We start from the raw sequence: 22,614 nt of genomic DNA, 5'->3' as shown, positions 1-22,614 counted from the left end.
TGTCTTACATGGGGTATTAGTTGTTTAACTTCGTTAATAACTCCTGAAAACTCCGTTTTACAGAACCCTAAATTATGCTTAATTTTACCTCATGCCGCCTTGATTCAGAACTGTTTGAATTACAGTTGAGTAAGGCAAAGTGATGTGTGAAAATGCAAGCGGGATAACCTTAAACAAGAAACCTCTATGTACTTAATCTTCGATACAGAAACCACCGGTTTACCTAAACGATGGGATGCTCCGATTTCGGATGTAGACAACTGGCCAAGAGCAATTCAGATTGCATGGCAGTTGCACGACGAGATGGGAAATGTAATTGAACATCAGGATTATTTAATTCAGCCGGATGGATTCAATATCCCCTTCGATGCTGAAAAAGTACATGGTATTTCTACCGAACTGGCACAAGAACAAGGGATACCCCTGCAAGAGGTACTCGAGAAATTCAATGAAGCATTAAGCAAGACCAAGTTTGTAGTAGGTCAGAATGTAGGCTTTGATGTGAATATCATGGGAGCGGAATTCTACCGTTTTGGTGTGGAAACCAATATGACTGAATTACCGGTGTTGGATACCTGTACTGAAGTAACCGCCGAACTCTGTAAAATTCCCGGGGGACGAGGAGGTAAATTCAAACTACCAACCTTAACGGAACTTCATGAGTTTTTGTTCGGCGAACCATTTGCTGAAGCCCACAATGCAACCGCCGATGTGGAAGCTACAACCCGTTGCTTCTTTGAATTGATTCGAAGAGGAGATGGTTTTACCACCGAAGAATTGGATGTTCCTGCCGATTATTTCAATCGTTTCTCAGAGGTAAACCCTCAAACTATTCCACTTATTGGGTTAAAGCATATTAACCTGAAAGCGGAATCAGATAAGATTCGCCAAAGACTCAAAAAAGAGGAGCCGCAAGAACAGCTGTCGAAAGAAGAAATACAGCAGAATATTGCGGAATTAGCAGAAGTGTCCTTTTCGCACCTGCATAACCATACACAGTTTTCAGTACTCCAGGCTACGTCTAAAATTCCAGGTCTTGTTCAGGCAGCTGCCAAATTTAAAATGCCGGCAGTGGCACTAACCGATATAGGGAATATGATGGGAGCCTTTCACTTTGTTCGTGATGTTGGTAACCATAACAAAGCCGCTAAAGCAAAGAATGAAGAGGCTATTGCCAATGGCGAAACTCCTACCGAGACTATAGTAAAGCCAATTGTGGGGTGTGTTTTTAATGTCTGTGAGGATCATACCGACAAGTCCAGAAAAGATAACGGATATCAGATAGTGATGCTGGCCAAAAATAAAAATGGCTATCACAATCTCGCTAAAATGTCCTCTATCGGTTTTACATATGGTTTTTATTATGTGCCTCGTATCGATAAGAAAATTATCGAACAATACAAGGAAGATATTATGGTGCTTACGGGTAACTTATATGGAGAAGTGCCAAGTAAGGTCCTGAATGTAGGTGAAAACCAGGCAGAAGAAGCACTTGTATGGTGGAAAGAGCAGTTCGGAGAAGATCTTTACATAGAATTAATGCGACACGGGCAAGAAGAAGAAGACCGTGTGAATGAAGTGTTGATCCAGTTTTCCAAAAAACACAATGTAAAGCTTGTAGCTACCAATAACACCTATTATATCGATAAAGAAGGTGCTAATGCACATGATATTCTATTGTGTGTTAAGGACGGTGAGAAGAAATCGACACCGATAGGACGTGGTAGAGGCTATCGATATGGATTACCGAACGAGGAGTATTATTTTAAAGGTTCCGACGAAATGAAAGAACTTTTTAAAGATCTTCCGGAGGCCATTATTAATACCAACGAGATAGTAGATAAAGTAGAGCCTTTTGAATTAGCTCGTGATGTGCTTCTTCCAAAGTTTGAGATTCCTGAAGAATTCCAGTTTGAAGAAGATGAGCAAGATGGAGGTAAAAGAGGAGAGAATAAGTTCCTTCGCCATTTAACCTATCAGGGAGCCGAAGAGCGGTATGAGGAAATTACAGATGATATAAGGGAACGTCTTGATTTTGAGCTTCAGGTAATTGAAAAAACCGGTTATCCCGGATACTTCCTGATCGTACAGGATTTTATTGCTGCAGCCAGAGAAATGGGAGTATCGGTAGGTCCAGGTCGTGGATCAGCAGCAGGGTCTGCTGTGGCTTACTGCCTTGGGATTACCAATATGGATCCAATTGCTTACGACTTGCTATTTGAGCGGTTCCTGAACCCTGACCGTGTGAGTATGCCCGATATTGATATCGATTTTGATGATGAAGGGCGAAGTCTGGTAATGGATTATGTGATCGATAAATATGGAGCCAATCAGGTGGCTCAGATTATCACCTATGGTACCATGGCCGCTAAGTCATCTATTCGTGATACAGCCAGAGTGTTGGATTTACCCCTCCAGGATGCCGATCGCATTGCTAAACTTATTCCGAATACCACCTTAGGTAAGATATTTGGACTCGATGAAGCTAAGCTCAAAGAAAAATTACGTTCAGAAGAACTGCTGAAAGTCAATGAACTTAAAAATATAGCAGAGGGTGAAGATCTGGATGCACAAACTATTAATCAGGCACGTATCCTTGAAGGTTCACTCAGAAATACGGGGATTCATGCCTGTGGTGTGATTATTACTCCGGATGATATTACCAAGTTTGTACCTGTCTCTGTGGCCAAAGATTCTGATCTGTGGGTGACACAGTTCGATAACTCCGTGGTGGAAAATGCAGGTCTGCTGAAAATGGACTTTTTAGGGTTGAAGACTTTGACCCTGATCAAGGATACCGTAAAGCTCGTTAAATACAAGCACAACATCGACCTCGTGCCTGATGAATTTCCGTTAGATGATGAAAAGACCTATGAGCTTTTCCAACGAGGTGAAACAGTCGGGGTGTTCCAGTATGAATCTGCCGGGATGCAGAAATATATGAAAGAGCTTAAACCAACCGTTTTTGCCGATTTGATTGCGATGAATGCCTTGTACCGACCAGGTCCATTAGAATATATCCCGAGCTTTATCCGCAGAAAACATGGCGATGAGGAAATTGTTTATGACCTCGAAGCCATGGAGGAATACCTTAAAGAAACCTATGGTATTACCGTTTACCAGGAGCAGGTGATGTTGTTGTCACAAAAGCTGGCAGGATTTACAAAGGGTGAAGCGGATATGCTTCGTAAAGCAATGGGTAAAAAAATATTTGCCCTGCTGGAACAATTGAAACCCAAGTTTCTGGATGGAGGAGAAGCGAAAGGGCATGCCCGGGAAGTATTGGAGAAGGTATGGAAAGACTGGGAAGCCTTTGCTAGTTATGCCTTCAATAAATCACACTCTACCTGTTATGCCTGGATTGGATATCAAACAGCTTATTTAAAGGCGAATTACCCGGCAGAATATATGGCGGCCGTACTATCGAACAATATGAACGATATCAAACAGGTAACCTTTTTCCTGGAGGAGTGCAAGCGTATGGGAATTAATGTACTCGGACCCGATGTTAACGAGTCGTTTTATAAGTTTACGGTAAATGATGAAGGCGCTATCCGTTTTGGAATGGGGGCAATCAAAGGAGTGGGTAAAGGTGCCGTTCAAACCATTGTAGATAATAGAAAAGATGGCAGGTATAAATCCGTTTTTGATATGGCAAAACGGATCGATCTCAGAGCAGCAAATAAGAAAGCCTTTGAAAACCTGGCCTTTGCCGGCGGATTTGATTCATTTAGCGATACGCACAGAGCACAATATTTCCACGAAGAAGGAGATGGGATAACATTCCTTGAAAAGACCATAAAATATGGAGCTAAATTTCAGGAGAATGAAAATTCCTCCCAGGTAAGTTTGTTTGGGGAAGCCAGCGAAGTTCAAATTCCGGAACCTGAGGTGCCCCCTTGTGAAGAATGGGGAACCATGGAAAAGCTTAAGCGAGAACGAGAAGTGGTCGGGATCTATATATCCGGACACCCTTTAGATGATTTTGCAACCGAAATGGAAGTGTTTTGCAATGCAGATTTGTCAATCCTCTCGGAATTAGAAAAATATGTAAATCGCGAAATATCGCTTGGAGGAGTGATATCAACTGTCGATCACAGAGTCTCAAAAAATGGAAAAGGATGGGCTATTTTCATGGTGGAAGACTATAATGAAAGTTATGAGTTTAAGATTTTTGGAGAAGAATACCTTAAGTTCAGACACTTTTTAATACCAAACTCTTTTGTTTATATCAAGGCTTTTATTCGTGAAGGCTGGATTAATAAGGATACCGGAAGAAGGTCAGATCCCAAAATTCAATTTAATAACTTTATGCTCCTGCAGGATGTAATGAATACCTATGCAAAAAAGTTAACCATCCGATTGAATATTGCGGACTTAAAAGAGGAGCAAATCGTAAGTTTAAAAGAATTAATATCATCGCATTCAGGCGATCATATATTGAATTTTATAATTTACGATATGGAAGAGGAAATTAAGCTTACCATGCCTAGCAGGAAGCAAAAAGTGCATATTTCAAATGAGTTGTTAGGAGCCCTGAAGAGCAGTAATGTAAATTACAAGCTTAATTGATAGCAACTATTTCTTTTTAGGTACGCCGTACCAGATCGTCTTTTGTTGTCGACCAAATTCAATGGCTTTTTGAACATCGGTTCCCATGTATAAATCCATTTTATTGCGGTGACGCGAGTGCATTTTGTCTTTTACCAGGTAAACTCCATCCATGCCGTCTATTTTTATTGGGGTATTATGGGAAATGCCCTTTTTCACTAGATCCCGGGAAATAGCAACTGCTTTCATTCCCGGTTTGAGAGTGTCACCCCATGCAGCGATACTTGGGTGATTACTGTTAGTTTGCGATTTCACAGAGTTGTATGCAGACATTTCTACTTCCAATTTTATCCATATATAATCATTTTGTTTATATTGGGCCCCATTATAAGTAAAGGATAAGGGTATTAATGCCAGGAAGAGAGCGAGTGCTTTCATGGGTAAACTTTTGTTGAGATTTGGGTAATGCGAAAGATACTAAAAATCAGTTGATCAGCAATTGTAATAGCCTAATAATCAAAACTGATAATCAGGGTGTAAGTTTTGGTGAAATATTTGACTAAATTTGCGAAGTGAGATTTATAATTATAAAAAACATTTAAAATGGCATTAGAAATAACAGATGCTACTTTCGAAGAAGTAGTTTTAAAAAGTGACAAACCGGTATTGGTAGATTTTTGGGCTGCATGGTGTGGACCTTGTAGAATGGTAGCTCCTATTATTGATGAAATTAGTGGAGAGTATGAAGGAAAAGCAGTAATTGGTAAGGTAGATGTTGATGCTAATCAAGAATTCGCTGCTAAATATGGAGTACGTAACATCCCTACCGTATTGGTATTTAAAGGAGGAGAAGTAGTAAACAGACAAGTAGGTGTAGCACCTAAGAAGACTTATACTGATGCTATCGATGCAGCTGTATAATTGTTGAAATTTTATAGGTTAAGAGCCGGCTTTCGCCGGCTCTTTTTTTTTGTAGCCCCACCAGGAATCGAACCTGAATCTAAAGTTTAGGAAACTTCTATTCTATCCATTGAACTATGGGGCCATTTCCACTTCCAATCAAAAATATATAAAATAAAAACATGTTACCCCAATGTCATTCCACCCCTTTGTCATTCCGTATCCATGTCATTCCGCACTTGTTTCGGAATCTGTTGAAGGGGAAAGGGGAAAGTCGAAACCAACCCGTCATCGCGATCGGAATACAGTGAAGTGCGGCGATCTTTTGAAGGATAGTAACTCTTATTGGTGAGATTGCCACGACTTGCTAGCGCAAGGCTCGCAATGACGTTGCCGTAAACAATTTCTTTCCCCCTGCACCCCTAAAGGGGGAAATTGTTTTATGCCCTGATTTTCATTCTGCACTTCTTTGTCATTCCCTACTTATTACCGAATCCATTCAAAGTGGAGTCAGAACCAAAACATGTCGCTCTTGTGTCATTTCGCATTCATTGCGGCATCCATTAAAATAGGATCCGGTATGCGCATTTATTTTGAAAAAAGCACAAACTAAAAAAGCCACCCTAAATGGATGGCTTTCTGTTTTTTTGCTCCCCCTCTTGGGCTCGAACCAAGGACCCTCTGATTAACAGTCAGATGCTCTAACCAACTGAGCTAAGGAGGAATTTGAGGTTGCAAATATAAGGCTTTTTTATATTTCCCACACAAACTTTTTGGCAGAAATTTTAATTCATAATTTCAATTTTTTTGAATGCCCTAAGGCTCCAATACTTTTATCATCTTAAATGATTTCAGAAGATGAAATAATCCCGGGAGAATCACCAGCCCCCCAACGATTAAAGAAACACCTAATACCCTGATAACGCTATCCGGAGCGACCCCTTCCAATAAGCTCAGTTCTCCTTGTTTTGTAATTAATACATACGGGAAATGAGCGATCATAGCGGCAGCAATAATCATCACAACCTGTAGTCCGGCGTAAAAACGACTCAAGATCTTATGACCTTTTCTGATGTGAATCCAAAGAGGAATTAACACCAGCGCCGAAGCGCCAATCAATGAAATGCTATACGGATTTTGAATGAAATCTTTAATAAAAACAAAGTCGTTAACATATCCGTAAATAATAAGGATACTGCCACTTAAAACAACTACAATAGTGGCAATAGCAGATTTTCTACGGTAAATTTTTTCGTGTGCTTCATCAGCTTCTCCGATTAATAAAGTCGCTGAAAGAAAAGCGCATAAAGCCGAAAAAAATATTCCTGTGAGTAACGAAAACACGTTAAACCATGAAGCAATATAAACCTCACCGAAATTATATTGTGAAAGGTGCTCTGGTAAAATAATCGAGCCGCTAATTACTCCTCCAAAGGTCATTCCAAGTAACAAAGGTGTGAAAACGCTCGAAAATCGAAATAAGCCGTTGTAGATTTTCTGAGATTCATCAACGACAGCATCATAGTGTCTGAAAATAAAAGACACCCCGCGCAGGGTTATACCGATAAGAATCAGGGTTAGTGGGATATGTAAACTGATCATGATGATGTTAAAATATACAGGGAACGCAACCCATAAGATAACCATCACAATGATGATCCAGATATGATTCGCTTCCCAGATAGGACCCATGACCCGGTAAATGGTCTTTTTGGTGATTTGTTGATTCTCTTTAGATGAAAATAACTCTACAATTCCCGCTCCAAAATCTGCGCCTCCCAGTAACACATAGAGGAATAAAGAAAAGGCTAGAAAGAATAAAACAACATAGATCATAACTCAACAGAGGTTTTGTTTAAAACTTTAATTTGTCGCTGCATCAGCCAGGTAACAACAACCGCAAGAATAGTATAAAGAAAAAGGTACATATAAAAACTGTAGATCATACCCGGCATTGGAGTTACTGCATCCTTTGTTTTCATAATATTGTAGATGATCCAGGGTTGCCTTCCTACTTCGGTAACAACCCATCCGGCCTCTAAAGCAATAAAACCTGCAGGCGCTAAGAGTATAAAGAGTAACCAGTACTTTTTTGTATCCATCCAGTGTTTCTTTTTATAGCTCAATAAGAATATAATACCAGCTATAAGTAATATTGTTCCAAGCCCTACCATGGTTTGAAATGCATAGTGTGTGATCGCAACCGGAGGATGCGTATCTTTTGGGAAATCATTAAGGCCTTTAACTTCCGCATCAAAGTCGCCGAACGATAAAAAGGATAAAGCTTTAGGGATGGCAATTTTATACTTTACCTCTTGGGTTTCTTCATTGACAATTCCTCCGATATATAAGGGAGCTCCTTTTTCGGTGTCATAATGAGCCTCCATAGCTGCTAGTTTTACCGGTTGTCTCTGGGCGATGTCCTTGGCAGAGATGTCTCCACTAATGGGTTGCAGTATGGCAGCAATAGCACCAAAGGTTACGGCAATTTTAAATGCCTTTTTATGAAGTGCTACATTACGTTTTTTATAGATCTGATAAGCGTGAACCCCTCCTACGGCAAATCCGGTGGCTGTAAAGGCTGCGAGAATCATATGAAGTGCCTGGGTAAACCAGGCAGGATTTAAAAAGGCAGCAACAGGGTCAATATTTAAGAATTCACCATTGATATAATCAAAACCCGAAGGGGCATTCATCCAACCATTCGCGGAAACGACAAGGATTCCCGAGGCAACTCCGGAAATGCCTATAATGACGCCTGTAATCCAATGAAAGCGTTCGTTTAATTTATTCCAGCCGTAGAGGTAGAACCCTAAAGCAATCGCTTCAACAAAGAAGGCTGCTCCTTCCAGGGAAAATGGCATTCCGATAATCGGACCTGCATGCTTCATGAATTCAGGCCATAGCAACCCTAATTCAAATGAAAGGGCAGTGCCCGAAACCGCACCGGTTACGAAGAATATTGCAACCCCTTTTTGCCAGGATTTGGTGAGGGTTAAATATATTTTGTTACGTGTTTTAAGCCATTTGTAATGAGAAACGACCATAAAAAAAGGCATCACCATACCTATACATGCAAAGATTATGTGGAAAGCTAAAGTGAAGGCCATTTGGAGTCTCGCTGCATCAAGATTTTCCATAGTAGATAATGAAGTAGTTGTACCTAACAAATATACCTATTGCTGTTATCACAAACTAGTATAAGGTCGTTAAAGAATAGGTATTTAACATTTGTTTCATGGGACTTAAATTTTTTATCTTACCATCTGAATAATTAACAATCAATACACATTTATTTATGATCTCATCCCCCGTAAAGTACATCTGTTTAGGACTTGTATTAACCTTAATTAGTTGCTCGAAAAAGAATGCTGTCGATTTAGAACTGGAGGTATTGCCGGTAGACGCAGTGATCAAAGGCGATATTCTTGAAGGACCATCAGTGTTGAATGATCCAGATAGATTTGTTTGGGGCGGTAGTGTTGTAAAAGGTTATGATGGAAAATATCATATGCTTTATAGTACATGGGAGAGTGGAGACTCTGTGCCCCAATTTTCAAATTCCTGGGTGTTAAACTCTAAAATAGCCTATGCGGTATCAGATCAGCCAGATCGAAACTTTAAGTTTCAAAAGGTAGTTCTGACTGGAAGAGAATTACAAGGAGATTCTTTAGCCTGGGATGCGCAAATGGTGCATAACCCACATTTGAAAAAGTTTAATGGCAAATACTATTTATATTATATAGGTTCCAGAGATGAAGGTGAACAGCCTGAAGATTCGAAAGCAGCACAATTGAATAAAAGGAATCGGGTGCAGCAGAATCAAAAGATTGGTGTTGTTGAATTTGATAATTTTGAGAATCTGATGGCTGGTAATTTCAATAGATCTTCCACACCCTTGCTTGCTCCAAGAACACGAGTAAAGCCCAATAACGTATTGAATCCTTCACCTGAAGGTACAGAAGCCAAACCTGATAATTTGATCGTAGTGAACCCGTCTGTTGTTCAGAGGCCCTCGGATGGTAAATATCTCATGTATTTTAAAGGGAATATCTACGACCCTAATTGGAAGGGTGTGCACGGTTTAGCCTTGTCTGATTCCCCAACCGGACCGTTTAAGGCGATAGATGATATAATGTTCAATATTAAAATGGAAGACGGGAAAGTTGCATCCGCCGAAGATCCTTATGTATGGTATCATAAACAAAGAAAAGTGTTCTATGCAGTTATGAAAGATTTTTCAGGAAGAATTACGGAAGGAAAACCAGGTTTGGCCATTTTACAATCTAAGGATGGTGTGGTGTGGAATAAACCGAATAATCCTTTCTTTATGAGAAAGGAAGTTACGCTGGTCAATGGCGATGTCTTACCAATGAATAGGTTAGAACGCCCTCAGATCCTGGCAGATGATAATGGCGATCCACTGGCTTTATTTGCTGCAGGAGCATTGATCGATGTCAATCAAAGAAAAGATGGAACCTCTTTTAATGTTCACATTCCACTACGTCCAAAACATTGATGAATACATTCGTAAGAGTACATAATAATTTTTATAAAAAAGCCATCTTTAGAAGGTGGCTTTCTGTTTTCTGCTCCCCATTCCCGATGGTAATCGGGACAGGCAATGGGCTCGAACCAACCCCGATAGCTATCGGGTCTCTGATTAACAGTTAGATTTATTAAACAGGATGTGAGTAGGTATTATGAAAATAGCGTATAATAAAAAAGCCACCCTAAATGGATGGCTTTCTGTTTATTTTGCTCCCCCTCTTGGGCTCGAACCAAGGACCCTCTGATTAACAGTCAGATGCTCTAACCAACTGAGCTAAGGAGGAGTTTGCTATTGCAATTTTGCGGATGCAAATATATGTATTAGTTTGAATCTTGCAAATAAATATTGGGAATTTTGTATAAAAAAATGAGGAGTACCCCACTCCTCATTTTTTAATCACAAAACAGTAATTTTTATTCTGCAGCTACAAGCTCAAAGTTTTGAGTTGTTTGATTCGCAGCTACAACCTCTACACCTTCTACTGTCTGTGCTGTATAACCATCAATTTCTACCATTACAGTGTATGTGCCTGCATCTAATCCCAATACAGTATAAGCACCTTCTGCTCCTGCTATAGCTGAAGTAACTATTTCTTCACCATTCAAAATGGTTATGGTAGCGCCTTCAAGACCAACAGCTGTCTCCGTTACAGTATCACCTTCAGTTGTAGTCTCGATGGTAGTTACTGCACCTGTTAAAGTACCGGCAGTTGATAAATTAGAAGCTTTGATAACCGGGTTAAAGTTGAAACTTGTAATACCTTCTGCAGCATTAACATCCCCAACAGGAACAAATGACTGACTTATGTCAAAGTCTAATAATAAATCACTTGTCAAACCACCCGAAACAGTAATCCCAGGCTCAAGGAAAATCTTTAAACCTGATGAAGCACCACTGGGAACCTTAAGAGTATAAGGAGTACCGTCAGTTAAAACTACACCTGCTTCTTTTATATAAACACGTACAAGATCGTATGTCCCGGTAGGGATTTCAACGTTTGCAAGAGTCTCTGTAACACCATTAGTAAGTTCTAACAGGTTTAATGTAACCTCTTCCTCCATTAATACCACGAAAGGAGAAGAACTGGTTTCCATACCTTCTTCTTCTGCGCCTTCTTCTGTACCTTCTTCAATTGAGGTGTTTCTTGCCTCAATTTTAGTAATCGTTACGTTTGCCTCGGCTACCATTTCATATGGAAATGGAGCATCTGTCATGTGAACGGCCATAGTACCCGTGCTAGCTTGATCGTTATTGTCTGAACAACTGGTTAAAAAAGCAGTTGATACCATCAATACTAACAATGACATTCTTTTAAGAATCATAATTTTTGAGTTTTAAATTAATAATTAGTTTACGGACAGATTTGGGTGTCCTTTATAGTGTAACAGTTGCAGGAAGAGTAACCCTACCGTGTTTTTGATTTTTTTATAAAAAAAAGGTGCATCGATTCGATGCACCTTTTTTAATTATAATGTTGTTTGATACTATCGCTCAGAAAGCCAGCGGTATATGTCGTTTCCATTGGCAAATAACAATAATGCAATAAGTAGGAAGAATCCAATCATTTGTGCGTATTCTAAAAACTTATCGCTAGGCTTTCTACCAGTGATCATTTCGTATAACAAGAACATGACATGTCCACCATCCAAAGCAGGAATAGGCAGGATGTTCATAAATGCCAGAATAATTGAAATTAGCGCTGTTGACATCCAGAAAGATTGCCAATCCCAAACCGAAGGGAACATTTTGGCAATGGTTCCAAAACCACCAACCTGAGTAGCACCTTCCTTGGTAAAGATATATTTGAACTGAACCACATAATCATGTAAGGTCCAATATCCATAGGCAAACCCCTTCCAAACGGCTTCACCAAATCCAAACTTTTTTTCTTTTGGCGTAACCATGCCTCCTTGTAAACTGTAAATGCCAAGTTTCCCATCCTCATCTGTGGTTGCCGTAATGGTATCGATTTGATTTCCGCGTTCAACAACCAGTTGAGTGTCATAGTTAGGTTTGTCTTTTAGATGACTTCCGATTTCATCAAAAAACGTCACATTTTTACCATCCACAGCCAATACTTTGTCTCCTTTCAAAAGTCCTGCTTTTTCAGCCTGTGAATCAGCAATAATGGTGTCGAGGATCGGATTGGTGCGCAATTGGAACGCCGGCATTAATCCTTTCTTAAAGATATAATCCCCAATGGTGTCTGGTAAACGCAGTGTTTCCTGGGTGCCATCAATATGCTCGACCTTTACATTCGATACATCACGAACCAATAGGTGACTGTTAAATCGAAGTGCATTGTCGAGTTCTTTGTCGTTAACGCTTAAAATTTTGTCGCCATTCTTAAATCCGAATTGTTCCATTTCTTCAACCACAGCAAACCCATGAGGCATGTCTTCAGGTTTTAGTTGTTCCTGCCCCCATACAAAAAGGATCATCATATAGATCACAAATCCAAGGATCAGGTTTACCGTAACACCACCGACCATAATGATAAGACGTTGCCAAGCCGGCTTAGAACGGAATTCCCATGGTTGTGGCGGACCAGCCATCTGGTCTTTGTCCATGCTTTCATCGATCATTCCCGATATCTTAACATAACCCCCTAATGGAAGCCAGCCGATACCGTAAACAGTTTCGCCAATCTTCTTTTTAAAAAGCGCAAACTTAACATCAAAGAATAAAAAGAATTTTTCAACTCTGGTTTTGAAGAGCTTAGCAGGGATGAAGTGTCCCAACTCATGCAATACGATTAATATAGATAAACTTAATAAAAGTTGTAATGTCTTAACTAAAATAGGGCTCATATATCTTAAGTAAATATAAATTCAAAATCGCACAAAAGTAAGGTTTTAGATGTATTATAGGAAACGAATAACCTTGAACCTTATAATTTTATGATACATTTAGCACAGAGATGCATGCAAATAAGGTTTATTCTTTAATTTTGCAATCAAGAAACTTTTTGGTGATGCTTCAATTCTTTGCAAAGTATAAATACTTCTTTATTGTCCTTACAATACTGTCCGCAATAATAATCTTTTTGTTTTACAATGCCTTAAAACCAAAAGAAAGATTACCGGTGTTTCAACCCGCAATGGTGAATGCTGAACTGGTTGATAGTACCGTTCAATATGTGAAGAAATACCATACCATCGCCGATTTTAATTTGATCAATCAAAATGGTGATACCATTACGGAGAGTCATTACAAGAATAAGATCTATATAGCCGATTTCTTTTTTACCACCTGCCCGAGTATCTGTCCGATAATGACCGATAATATGGTTAAAATCCAAAAAGAGATCTTAAACGATAAAGAGGTGATGTTGTTATCACATTCCGTTACCCCTCAAATCGATTCAGTTCCTGTTCTGAAGGCTTATGCCAGGAAGAAAGGAGTGCAGGATGATAAGTGGAACCTGGTTACCGGAGATAAAAAACAGATCTACCAACTGGCTCGAAAAAGTTATCTGGCCGTTAAAACAGATGGCGACGGGGGACCATATGATATGATCCATACCGAGAACTTTATCCTCGTCGATAAAGAACGACGCATCAGGGGGTTCTATAATGGAACCGATGAAGAAAGCATCCGGAAATTAATGCACGATCTCAAAGTGCTGAAAGAAGAGTATCACGATTAAATTTCAATAAATTCCCCATAAGTTGTTAAACGCATAGGCTTTAACGTTAATTTTAGTTATGTAGGTTTCGCCATCCTGTTTTTTTATATTACTTTTGCTTACTTAAAATGAATCTAAATAAGGATGACGTTAACCGTTGCAGATCTAAAAAGAGGTGAGAAAGGAATCATCAAAGATATTTCTCTGGATGAAATTCCGATTAAATTATTTGAAATGGGGTGTTTGCCTGGGAATGAGGTGGAACTTATTCAGCATGCTCCTTTTCGGGATCCACTCTACTTAAATATAAATGGTTCTTTTTTGGCCATCCGTAAGGAGACTGCAATGCATATTACTATCGATGTCATCGATCAAAACGAAGTACTATTATGAGCAAACAGATTAAAGTAGCGCTCATAGGAAACCCAAATACAGGGAAGACGTCAGTATTTAACCAACTTACAGGTTTAAATCAAAAGGTTGGTAATTACCCGGGTATTACTGTTGAGAAAAAGGAAGGAATTTGCAAATTACCCAGGGGAATTAAGGCGCATATATTAGATCTTCCCGGAACTTACAGCCTTAATGCTACCTCACTCGACGAGAATGTTGTTATAGAATTGTTGTTGAATAAAAAGGATAAGGATTATCCGGATGTAGCTGTAGTGGTTACCGACGTCGAAAATCTCAAAAGAAACCTCCTCCTTTTTACACAGATAAAAGATCTTCAGATTCCGACCATATTAGTAATCAATATGGCTGATCGAATGCGTAGTAAAGGGATTTCTCTGGATGTTCCTTTATTGGAAGAAAAATTAAAAACAAAAATAGCTGTAGTCAGTACAAGGAAAAAAGAAGGAATCGACCAGATTAAAGAGTTGATCCTGGACTATAAGAACATTTCTTCTGAACCTTGTGTGAATGCTTCAGTTATTGACGTAGAGTACTTTGAAGGTTTGAGGAATGCGTTCCCTAATCAAGATCTTTACAAACTATGGCTGGTAATTACACAGGATGTGAACTTTGTAAACCTGGATCGTAATCTTGTTAAAGATGCCTCCAGTTTCTCTACCAAGCCTAAATCAGAATTAAAACGATTACAGCAAAAAGAAACCATACTGCGTTACCAATTCATCAATGGCGTGCTCAAGGAAGGCTACAAGCTTGATGTAAATGCAGCAAAAGGCTTCAGAGCATCTTTAGATAAAGTGTTAACTCATAAGGTCTGGGGGTATGTCATATTCTTTATGATTCTGTTGGTGATTTTCCAGGCGATTTACGACTGGAGTAGTTATCCAATGGATTTTATCGATGCAACATTTGCTTCCTTTAGCGAATGGGTGAAAGAAAGTCTCCCGTCAGGGGCCTTTACCAATCTTATTTCTGAAGGGATTATTCCGGGCTTGGGAGGGATTGTTATTTTCATACCTCAAATAGCATTCTTATTCCTCTTCATTTCAATTTTAGAAGAAACAGGTTATATGAGCAGGGTCGTTTTCCTTATGGATCGATCCATGCGAAAATTTGGATTGAGCGGTAAAAGTGTGGTTCCACTAATCTCAGGAACTGCCTGTGCAATTCCTGCTGTAATGGCAACCCGAAATATTGAAAACTGGAAAGAACGATTAATTACCATTCTTGTTACGCCATTTACAACCTGTTCAGCACGATTACCCGTATACCTTATAATCATTGCCCTGGTCATCCCGAACGAACGATTTCTGGGAATGAACCTGCAAGGACTCACCTTAATGCTGCTATACCTTTTAGGATTCGTGATGGCAGTATCATCATCATGGGTGCTGAATAAGATGCTGAAGATTAAAAGCAGATCATTTTTTGTAGTAGAAATGCCTAACTATAAAATGCCGCTTTTTAAAAATGTAGCGTATACTGTTATAGAAAAAACGAAAAGCTTTGTTTTTGGTGCCGGTAAAATAATTTTGGCGATCTCCATTGTACTATGGTTCCTCGCCTCAAACGGTCCAAATGATAATTTTAATAATGCCGAAGAGATCGTAAAAGAAAAGTATGCCGGAGTAGCGGTTGATCAGACAGTTTCTGACGTAGAATTGGACAAAGAAATAGCAAGTTTTAAGCTCCAAAATTCGTATATTGGAATATTAGGGAAGGCTATTGAACCGGCCATACAACCTTTAGGATACGATTGGAAAATAGGGATTGCCCTTATTAGTTCCTTTGCAGCCAGAGAAGTGTTTGTCGGAACATTGGCAACTATTTATAGCGTAGGGAATGATGATGAACAAACCATTAAATCACGAATGCGTGATGAGGTGAATATCCTTACAGGAGGAAAGCTTTTTAACCTCGCCTCCGGGATGTCCTTATTGCTTTTCTATGCCTTTGCCATGCAATGTATGAGTACCCTGGCCATTGTAAAAAGAGAAACCAATTCCTGGAAATGGCCGATGGGACAATTGTTTATAATGAGTGGGATGGCTTATGTAGTGGCTTTAATTGCGTATCAGATTTTAAAATAATTAAAAATGGACTTACAAGTTATTTTGGTATATATAACCCTGGCGATCGCTTTAGGATATCTGTTAAAAAAATTCTTCTGGCCAAAAAAACAGGCAGCCAAATCCTGCGGAAAAAATGACTGTGGTTGTCACTAAAAGAAAACCGCCCTCACAAAAGAATTGTAAGAGCGGTTCCACAACCAATTAACCAACCAAATCACTAATTAACTTCAATAGTTATATCTTTTACACTACTCATCCTTTCAATGTTCATTTCAGGATTACTGATTTTAAAACGCTTTCTTAAAGAGTCGGCTTTTAAGTCTTCTCCTTTCAAATATTGTACAAAACCTCTTCCTTTAAACTCATAAACTGTTCCCGATTTTGGATGGAATAGCTCTATTGTTCTGTCATCTATAACGGTCAATTCAAAATAATCATTGTACAGGAAATCATAATCCAATGTTAAAGTTTTTAAATAGCGGTCGCCACTAACATCATAAACCTCATAAAATCCTTCGTAATCCCAATAAATGCTATTTACTGCAGTTCCTTGCTTATCAATCGAAGAAAGGAATAATGACGTGTCTGATGCCGGTATGAAACTTAAAAAGTTTTCATCATCGAAATCATTCAAAGCACCATAGTTACTGGTATATGTTTTTTCCCAGGCTTCATATTCCTGTAAAAAGTATTCAATATTATCATAAAACACAGCATTGTAATCAAATTCATTTTTCATATAACCGTTAAGAAAGTATGAAGTGTTTGAATTCTTATGGTACAATTCGATCTTGTCGTACCCGTGTTGTATAACCTCCAGATTCATAACGCCATCAAGATCGTGATCAATCTGAAGGGTGCTGTTATAGGTGTCATAATATCCTATGCTGATCCCGAATCCGTCACCCGTACTTCCAAAACCAACAAGGTTGTTATTTGCCAAAAGAGTACCGTTATCAAAAGTTAAGGTAAAGGCCACCTGTAAGAACGGAACCTCTCCGTTTCCTTCAGTTTCATTAATATCAACATACCAAAGTTCGTGCGAATACAATAGGTTCTCTAAAGAGAAATCCTCTTCTGTATGATCATCGATATAAACATCAGCGGTACAAGCCCCAAATAAGCCTCCAACAAGTATAAAAGTTAATAGTAGTTTTATCGTTTTCATAAGCTTAATCTTTTAAATTTGTTAAACCAAATCAACGATTATGCCATAATTCTTAATCTATTGATAATCAACACGTAATGTTGTAGGGTAAATTTTAGTTACTTTTGGTCTCTGTTTATGACATAATTTATGGATAGTTCTAAGAAAATCGCCGTTATTGGAGGAGGTAGCTGGGCCACAGCAATCGTTAAAATGCTATGTGAAAATTTAGACGAAGTAGGGTGGTACATGAGGAGTGTTTATGCTAAAGAACATTTATTAAAAGAGAATCACAATCCTAATTATTTAAGTTCAGTAGAATTCCGAACCGAGCAACTTAAGCTTAGCAACGATATCAATGAGATTGCCGATTATGCTGACTATCTTATCTTCGTTGTTCCTTCAGCCTTCCTGAATAAAGAACTGGAGAAATTAAAAGTTTCTATTAAAGATAAAGTGATCTTTTCAGCCATTAAAGGGATTGTTCCCGAGACAGGACTGATCGTAGGCGAGCATTTTCATAAAGTATATGATATTCCTTATGAGAATATCGGAGTAATCACAGGACCTTGTCACGCTGAGGAAGTCGCATTGGAAAGACTCTCCTACATAACTGTAGCCAGTGCCGATGAAGACAAAGCGAAGTTCATGGCCGAGCAGCTTAGTAGTAATTATATCAAAACAAAGATATCGGATGATATCATCGGTACCGAATACGCCGCAATGTTGAAGAATATCTATGCCATAGCCGCAGGGATAGCCCACGGACTTGGTTATGGAGATAATTTTCAAAGTGTATTAATGAGTAATTCCATCCGTGAGATGAGACGTTTCATTAAAAAGATCCATAAAATGAAACGAAACATCAATAACTCAGCCTATTTGGGAGACCTTTTAGTAACAGGTTATTCCGTATTTAGTAGAAACCGCATGTTCGGTAATATGATAGGGAAAGGATATACGGTAAAAAGCGCAATGATGGAAATGAATATGGTCGCAGAAGGATATTATGCCGCTAAAAGTGCCCATCTGATTACCGAAAAGCTTAAAAGTAAAGCCAAAACCCCGATAATTGATGCCGTGTATCAAGTGCTTTACGAAGGCAAAGACCCTAAGAAAGTATTCGGTAAACTTACCGACAAGCTCGATTAAGGATTCGAATGCGATAGTAACCAATTGTAAATATCTTCACCTGCATAAACCCTTTTCCAGGTATCATGTCCCATATCAGCATGAACGGTAAAGCGAACATCTTTATGACCTAGCGCCTCCAGTTCGTTCAATCCTGCATAAAAGTACTCCGGTTTAATTGTAAGGTCGCGACCACCCGCAAAACACCAAACTGGCAGCTGTTCCTTCGCTATTGATGGCATCAGGTCCGGATGTCCCCAGCCAACAATAGGAGCTATCGCTGCAAATCGTTCCGGATAATTACTCGCCAGGAACCAGGTGCCAAAACCTCCATAGCTTAAACCACTGAGATAAATACGGTTGTTATCTGTACGGTAGTTTTCCTGAACATGATCCAACATGCCGATAAGGTCATGCTCCACACGGTCCCAACCATCAGGTAATACCGTTGAAGTAATGCTGTCGAATCGCATTGCTGGCAGTGGGTTCATGGGCTGACCAGGCCTGGCTGCTTGATTAGGCTTTGGAGTGCCCTCAGCAAGGCGTTGAGGTATGGACTCCTTAGAACGATTTTTAATATAACTCACCTCTCCCATAGTAAACATATGCAATTGGGGAGAAATGATGATAAATGGGAGGTCCCGCTTCTGTATCCATACTTCGTTCAGCGGACCGTGAATCATGGTAAAACCCAATTCGTCCTTGCCGTTGCCACGCTCACCATTACCATGTAGAAATAGTAATACAGGCCACTCTTTATCTGGATTAGCATCATAGCCTTTCGGTAAATACAAAAAGAAGTCCCGTTCCTCATGGGCAATTTCACTCGTATAAGGAACTCTGAGGAGCTGTTCTTCAGAGGTGGTTTTTGTGCAGGAAAAGAAACTTAAGGCAAGAATAGCCAGGGTAATTGTTCGCATAATTACAGATCTTTTTTAACTTTTAATGGAATGTCAGGTTGATTTTTGTATAGTTTAATTTCTTTAACATCTGCAGGCAGGTTAAAGTCTGCCTCTTCAAGCTTCTGTTTAACTTCCTGAATGATTTTACCTCTTAACACCAACGACGATACACCGTAATCCAGGGTGGTGTTCCAGAAATAAACCTTGAGATTTACCGTACTCGGAGCCAATTCATCTTCTGCTACAAAATTCGTGTGTAAGTCACTGCTTACAATAAGTTTATTATTATCCAGAACCCCTTGAATGATCTTTTTCGCCTGTTCGATATCATCTTCATATCCAATACCAACAATAAACTCATTTCTTAAAAACCCATCCGCCGTATAATTGCTCACCGGCTTCACCAATACATCAGCATTGGGAATATAGATATCGCGGCCGTCAAAAGTCTTGATATGAGTGTAGCGGAATTGTAAAGCCTTCACCTTCCCGAACATCTCTTCAATTTTAATGGTATCGTCGATATTAAACGGACGATTAAAAGCCAGGATAATTCCCGATAAGAAGTTTTTCCCAATATCCTGGAAGGCAAAACCCAATATAATAGCTGCGCCACCCGCAGCGGTAAGGATTCCGGTCGCTATATTGCTCAAGCCGGCCGCCTCAAGAGCGAGCATCGAGGCAATTAAGATCAGTGAGATTTTAAAAGCCTGGATAAGGAAACGGGCCATCAAAGGATCATCCGTTTTTTTTAGAATCCTTTTACGGAAAAAGTTAGAGATAATTTTTGCCGTAAGAATCCCGATGATAATGATTAGAATCCCAATGAAAATTCGGGGAATCGTCTCAAGTAACTGATGATAATATTCCTGAAGTGAATTATAGATGGTTTCGGTGGCTTTCTTCATAAAGCTGTTTTACATCAGTAAGTTACTAAAAAAGTTGAAACCACTATGAAGTCGTTTCAATTTTAATCCTGCGCTGTAGCTCGTTACCGAATTCATCAATAACAGTCAATACATGATTACCTTCTTTGGGTAGTATGGATAGTTCGTGAAAATCTTTGGTCGAACCAATAAAATCATTGTCTAAATACCAAAATACCATCGTAGCAGGCTTCGAGTGGGCAAGCTTAAATACAAGTTCATTACGGGTGCCATCGAAATCTTTGGTCACCACCATTGTTGAATTTCCTTTGGGAATAATAAATTCCATAGATGGCATTACTTCAGCTATACAGTCTTCCTTAAAGGGAGGGAGTTCCCTATAGGCAGAATTGATGTCTTTATAGTAATAGGCCATTAAAGGAGGTAATACAAACCACGATTTGTTAACGATGTCTTCAATAGGCATACACGATGAGTTAACCCTGAACTGTTCATTCTTGTCTAAGTGAATCAGCTTATGAAACGGACAAACTTTGAATCTTTGTCCGTTCGGTGAATTGTATAAGGAAACTTCAGTACAAATATCCGAAGCCAGGTAACCGCTTTTAGAGCATACCTTAATCTTGGTAAGATCGTCATAGGGCGCATCAAACCACCTAACATCAGGGAGCCGGTCAAATACGTCAAATAGAATAGGGGCGGCACTACCGACACCCGTCAGAGCAGGGCGACCTTCCCCGTCAGCATTACCAACCCAGACACCAACAGCATATTTTTGAGTAACCCCGATAGCCCACGCATCCCTGTTCCCGAAACTGGTGCCCGTCTTCCAGGCAATTTGTTCCGAAGAATCATAAAACTCCCAGGCTTCTTCTCCTTCCGGACGGTTCACCTCTTTCATAGCCTCAAAGGCAAGATAAATGCTGCCGGCTCCATATAAGTTCTTTTGTTGCAGCCTGTGTTCAAAGACGATCGAATCATGGTTTATTATGACAGGCTCCTGAATTTCGTTCGAATAATATTCACTGGAAGATTCATTGAAATGGTTTAGGGTAGAAGCAAGGTTAGCGTATGTCTTGGTAAGATCCCATAAACTACTCTCAGCCCCACCCAAAATAAGTGTTAACCCATAATAATCTGCAGATTTATCGAGATTCTTGATATTGAACATGTTAAGCTCATTTCTGAAACGCTCCAAACCATATTCACGTAGTAAGCGCACCGATGGAATATTGAGGGATCTGGCGAGGGCTTTCTTTGCCGGTACAGCCCCATGATAACTTTTATCAAAATTTTCTGGTTGATATCCTGCAATGGTGGTGGGGATATCAGCGACCAGCGTGTTTGGAAGCAGCTCGCCGGCATCCAGCATTGCTGTATATAGCAATGGCTTTAATATACTTCCTGTGCTTCGCGGTGCATCAATGATGTCTACATCTTTTTGGTGTGCATTATCTGTAGGAGTATTACCAACATAAGCCAATACTTTCCTGGATGCTATATCCATAACCATTACTGCGGCATTGTGAACTTCATTCTGACGAAGGAGTTGGTAATGCTGCTCCACAATTTGGTTCACCTGGGATTGAAGGTTAAAATCAATGGCCGTTTGTATGCGCTTCCCTTTTTGCGTTTTATCGATCCGCTGTAATAAATGAGGCGCTTTTTGAGGTAAAGGAAAAGGCTTTTGAGGGAGCGCTTCAAGTATAGATAGTTGATAGGTAAGAGAATCAATAATATGCTCCGTATATAGTTTTCTTAAAAGGGTGTTGCGCTTGTTGAGTAGTTGCGCCTGGTTTTTCCCCGGATATATTAGTGCAGGGGCATTGGGTAAGACCGCTAAGGTAGCACTCTCTGCCCATGATAATTGATGTGGTTGTACTCCAAAATAACGCCAGGCGGCAACATCGATCCCCACAACATTCCCTCCGAAAGGAGCATGAGAAGCATATAACCTTAAAATACCTTCTTTAGAAGTCCTTAATTCCAATCGGGTGGCGAGAACGAGTTCTATAAGTTTCTCGAAATAAGTCCTGCTTTGTCCCTTTCTCGAAAGTCGAATAACCTGTTGCGTTAAGGTACTGCCTCCACGAACCACCTTGCCGGCCTTAATGTTTTCAATAAGGGATTTCACGATGGAAACAGGATTGAAGCCCGGATGCTCATAAAAGTAAGCATCTTCAAATTGAACGATACAGCTGGCGAATTTACCGGGCACACTGTCCGTTTCAGGAAATCGCCACTGCCCGTCATCAGCAATCTTAGCCGCTAATAGCTTCCCGTCTTTACTTTCAATTACGGTCGCTGTCGGATCATCAAAAAGCTGCTTGGGTAAACAATAATAATAAGCCATTGACACTATGAGTAGTGCCAATAGCTTTTTAGGATGCCTTTTAATGAATAGGACAATTTTTTGCTTCATGCTTTAATTAA

16 protein-coding genes and 3 tRNA genes are annotated in these 22,614 nt (G+C 39.6%); 7 read left to right on the top strand and 12 right to left on the bottom strand.

Annotation, left to right across the window (positions count from 1 at the left end):
• Positions 1-186 precede the first annotated feature (186 nt).
• Complete coding sequence (gene dnaE / locus BM361_RS01070; RefSeq protein ID WP_038268713.1) at positions 187-4,572, top strand: DNA polymerase III subunit alpha; 4,386 nt, start codon at positions 187-189, stop codon at positions 4,570-4,572.
• A gap of 6 nt (positions 4,573-4,578) precedes the next feature.
• Here dnaE and BM361_RS01065 read toward each other — a convergent pair whose 3' ends face one another.
• The gene (locus BM361_RS01065) at positions 4,579-4,989 is read right to left on the bottom strand and encodes an RlpA-like double-psi beta-barrel domain-containing protein (RefSeq protein WP_074976351.1); all 411 of its coding nucleotides are present in this window, start codon (positions 4,987-4,989) and stop codon (positions 4,579-4,581) included.
• 165 nt (positions 4,990-5,154) lie between these two features.
• Here BM361_RS01065 and trxA point away from each other — a divergent pair, with 165 nt between their 5' ends.
• Positions 5,155-5,472, top strand: coding sequence for a thioredoxin (gene trxA / locus BM361_RS01060; RefSeq protein WP_038268718.1), 318 nt, complete (start codon positions 5,155-5,157; stop codon positions 5,470-5,472).
• Positions 5,473-5,524: 52 nt separating this feature from the next.
• Here trxA and BM361_RS01055 read toward each other — a convergent pair.
• The 4 genes from BM361_RS01055 to BM361_RS01040 all read right to left on the bottom strand — a co-directional run bounded on the left by BM361_RS01055 (position 5,525) and on the right by BM361_RS01040 (position 8,591).
• Positions 5,525-5,596: transfer RNA gene (locus BM361_RS01055), tRNA-Arg, on the bottom strand.
• Between the two features lie 505 nt (positions 5,597-6,101).
• Positions 6,102-6,175 (bottom strand) — tRNA-Asn (locus BM361_RS01050).
• A 92-nt stretch (positions 6,176-6,267) separates the two neighbouring features.
• Positions 6,268-7,287, bottom strand: a complete 1,020-nt coding sequence (locus BM361_RS01045; RefSeq protein ID WP_074976349.1) for a cytochrome d ubiquinol oxidase subunit II — start codon at positions 7,285-7,287, stop codon at positions 6,268-6,270.
• On the bottom strand, positions 7,284-8,591 hold the full coding sequence (locus tag BM361_RS01040; protein ID WP_074976348.1) for a cytochrome ubiquinol oxidase subunit I: 1,308 nt from the start codon (positions 8,589-8,591) through the stop codon (positions 7,284-7,286). Before BM361_RS01040 ends, BM361_RS01045 begins: the two co-directional genes overlap by 4 nt.
• A 158-nt stretch (positions 8,592-8,749) precedes the next feature.
• On the opposite strand from BM361_RS01040, the gene BM361_RS01035 reads away from it, so the two are divergent.
• A complete protein-coding gene (locus BM361_RS01035) occupies positions 8,750-9,970 on the top strand; it encodes a glycoside hydrolase family protein (RefSeq protein ID WP_074976346.1) in 1,221 nt (406 codons plus the stop codon).
• Between the two features lie 242 nt (positions 9,971-10,212).
• Here the strand turns inward: BM361_RS01035 and BM361_RS01030 are convergent.
• The 3 genes from BM361_RS01030 to rseP form a co-directional block, all read right to left on the bottom strand.
• Positions 10,213-10,286: transfer RNA gene (locus BM361_RS01030), tRNA-Asn, on the bottom strand.
• A 130-nt stretch (positions 10,287-10,416) separates the two neighbouring features.
• The gene (locus BM361_RS01025) at positions 10,417-11,325 is read right to left on the bottom strand and encodes a DUF4382 domain-containing protein (protein WP_074976345.1); all 909 of its coding nucleotides are present in this window, start codon (positions 11,323-11,325) and stop codon (positions 10,417-10,419) included.
• 162 nt (positions 11,326-11,487) lie between these two features.
• The gene (gene rseP, locus BM361_RS01020; RefSeq protein ID WP_074976343.1) at positions 11,488-12,813 is read right to left on the bottom strand and encodes an RIP metalloprotease RseP; all 1,326 of its coding nucleotides are present in this window, start codon (positions 12,811-12,813) and stop codon (positions 11,488-11,490) included.
• A 164-nt stretch (positions 12,814-12,977) separates the two neighbouring features.
• Here rseP and BM361_RS01015 point away from each other — a divergent pair, with 164 nt between their 5' ends.
• The 3 genes from BM361_RS01015 to feoB all read left to right on the top strand — a co-directional run bounded on the left by BM361_RS01015 (position 12,978) and on the right by feoB (position 16,132).
• A complete protein-coding gene (locus BM361_RS01015; RefSeq protein ID WP_074976694.1) occupies positions 12,978-13,652 on the top strand; it encodes an SCO family protein in 675 nt (224 codons plus the stop codon).
• A gap of 123 nt (positions 13,653-13,775) precedes the next feature.
• Positions 13,776-14,024 (top strand): FeoA family protein, encoded by a 249-nt coding sequence (locus BM361_RS01010; protein ID WP_038268725.1) that lies wholly within the window; start codon positions 13,776-13,778, stop codon positions 14,022-14,024.
• Complete coding sequence (feoB, locus tag BM361_RS01005) at positions 14,021-16,132, top strand: ferrous iron transport protein B (RefSeq protein WP_038268726.1); 2,112 nt, start codon at positions 14,021-14,023, stop codon at positions 16,130-16,132. The genes BM361_RS01010 and feoB overlap by 4 nt, the downstream gene beginning before the upstream one ends.
• A gap of 199 nt (positions 16,133-16,331) precedes the next feature.
• Here the strand turns inward: feoB and BM361_RS01000 are convergent, their stop codons facing one another.
• Positions 16,332-17,282 (bottom strand): nicotinic acid mononucleotide adenyltransferase, encoded by a 951-nt coding sequence (locus BM361_RS01000; protein WP_074976341.1) that lies wholly within the window; start codon positions 17,280-17,282, stop codon positions 16,332-16,334.
• A gap of 129 nt (positions 17,283-17,411) precedes the next feature.
• Between BM361_RS01000 and BM361_RS00995 the strand changes: the two genes are divergently transcribed.
• Entirely contained in the window at positions 17,412-18,413 is a 1,002-nt protein-coding gene (locus BM361_RS00995) for an NAD(P)H-dependent glycerol-3-phosphate dehydrogenase (protein WP_074976340.1), read from the top strand.
• Here the strand turns inward: BM361_RS00995 and BM361_RS00990 are convergent.
• The 3 genes from BM361_RS00990 to pbpC are packed head-to-tail and all read right to left on the bottom strand — an operon-like array spanning position 18,410 to position 22,603.
• On the bottom strand, positions 18,410-19,312 hold the full coding sequence (locus tag BM361_RS00990; RefSeq protein ID WP_074976338.1) for a carboxylesterase family protein: 903 nt from the start codon (positions 19,310-19,312) through the stop codon (positions 18,410-18,412). The genes BM361_RS00995 and BM361_RS00990 overlap by 4 nt on opposite strands.
• 2 nt (positions 19,313-19,314) lie before the next feature.
• Positions 19,315-20,202, bottom strand: coding sequence for a mechanosensitive ion channel family protein (locus BM361_RS00985; protein WP_038268733.1), 888 nt, complete (start codon positions 20,200-20,202; stop codon positions 19,315-19,317).
• A gap of 43 nt (positions 20,203-20,245) precedes the next feature.
• Entirely contained in the window at positions 20,246-22,603 is a 2,358-nt protein-coding gene (gene pbpC, locus BM361_RS00980; protein ID WP_074976336.1) for a penicillin-binding protein 1C, read from the bottom strand.
• Between the last annotated feature and the right edge of the window lie 11 nt (positions 22,604-22,614).

Origin of the sequence: Zhouia amylolytica, from assembly GCF_900116365.1 — a bacterium.
Lineage (GTDB): Bacteria > Bacteroidota > Bacteroidia > Flavobacteriales > Flavobacteriaceae > Zhouia > Zhouia amylolytica.
This window is presented reverse-complemented; position numbering and strand designations above follow the sequence as displayed.

Coding starts and splice junctions, on each gene's coding strand:
- dnaE (WP_038268713.1), top strand. CDS start 187: ATGTACTTAATCTTCGATACAGAAACCACCGGTTTACCTAAACGATGG.
- BM361_RS01065 (WP_074976351.1), bottom strand. CDS start 4,989: ATGAAAGCACTCGCTCTCTTCCTGGCATTAATACCCTTATCCTTTACT.
- trxA (WP_038268718.1), top strand. CDS start 5,155: ATGGCATTAGAAATAACAGATGCTACTTTCGAAGAAGTAGTTTTAAAA.
- BM361_RS01045 (WP_074976349.1), bottom strand. CDS start 7,287: ATGATCTATGTTGTTTTATTCTTTCTAGCCTTTTCTTTATTCCTCTAT.
- BM361_RS01040 (WP_074976348.1), bottom strand. CDS start 8,591: ATGGAAAATCTTGATGCAGCGAGACTCCAAATGGCCTTCACTTTAGCT.
- BM361_RS01035 (WP_074976346.1), top strand. CDS start 8,750: ATGATCTCATCCCCCGTAAAGTACATCTGTTTAGGACTTGTATTAACC.
- BM361_RS01025 (WP_074976345.1), bottom strand. CDS start 11,325: ATGATTCTTAAAAGAATGTCATTGTTAGTATTGATGGTATCAACTGCT.
- rseP (WP_074976343.1), bottom strand. CDS start 12,813: ATGAGCCCTATTTTAGTTAAGACATTACAACTTTTATTAAGTTTATCT.
- BM361_RS01015 (WP_074976694.1), top strand. CDS start 12,978: ATGCTTCAATTCTTTGCAAAGTATAAATACTTCTTTATTGTCCTTACA.
- BM361_RS01010 (WP_038268725.1), top strand. CDS start 13,776: ATGACGTTAACCGTTGCAGATCTAAAAAGAGGTGAGAAAGGAATCATC.
- feoB (WP_038268726.1), top strand. CDS start 14,021: ATGAGCAAACAGATTAAAGTAGCGCTCATAGGAAACCCAAATACAGGG.
- BM361_RS01000 (WP_074976341.1), bottom strand. CDS start 17,282: ATGAAAACGATAAAACTACTATTAACTTTTATACTTGTTGGAGGCTTA.
- BM361_RS00995 (WP_074976340.1), top strand. CDS start 17,412: ATGGATAGTTCTAAGAAAATCGCCGTTATTGGAGGAGGTAGCTGGGCC.
- BM361_RS00990 (WP_074976338.1), bottom strand. CDS start 19,312: ATGCGAACAATTACCCTGGCTATTCTTGCCTTAAGTTTCTTTTCCTGC.
- BM361_RS00985 (WP_038268733.1), bottom strand. CDS start 20,202: ATGAAGAAAGCCACCGAAACCATCTATAATTCACTTCAGGAATATTAT.
- pbpC (WP_074976336.1), bottom strand. CDS start 22,603: ATGAAGCAAAAAATTGTCCTATTCATTAAAAGGCATCCTAAAAAGCTA.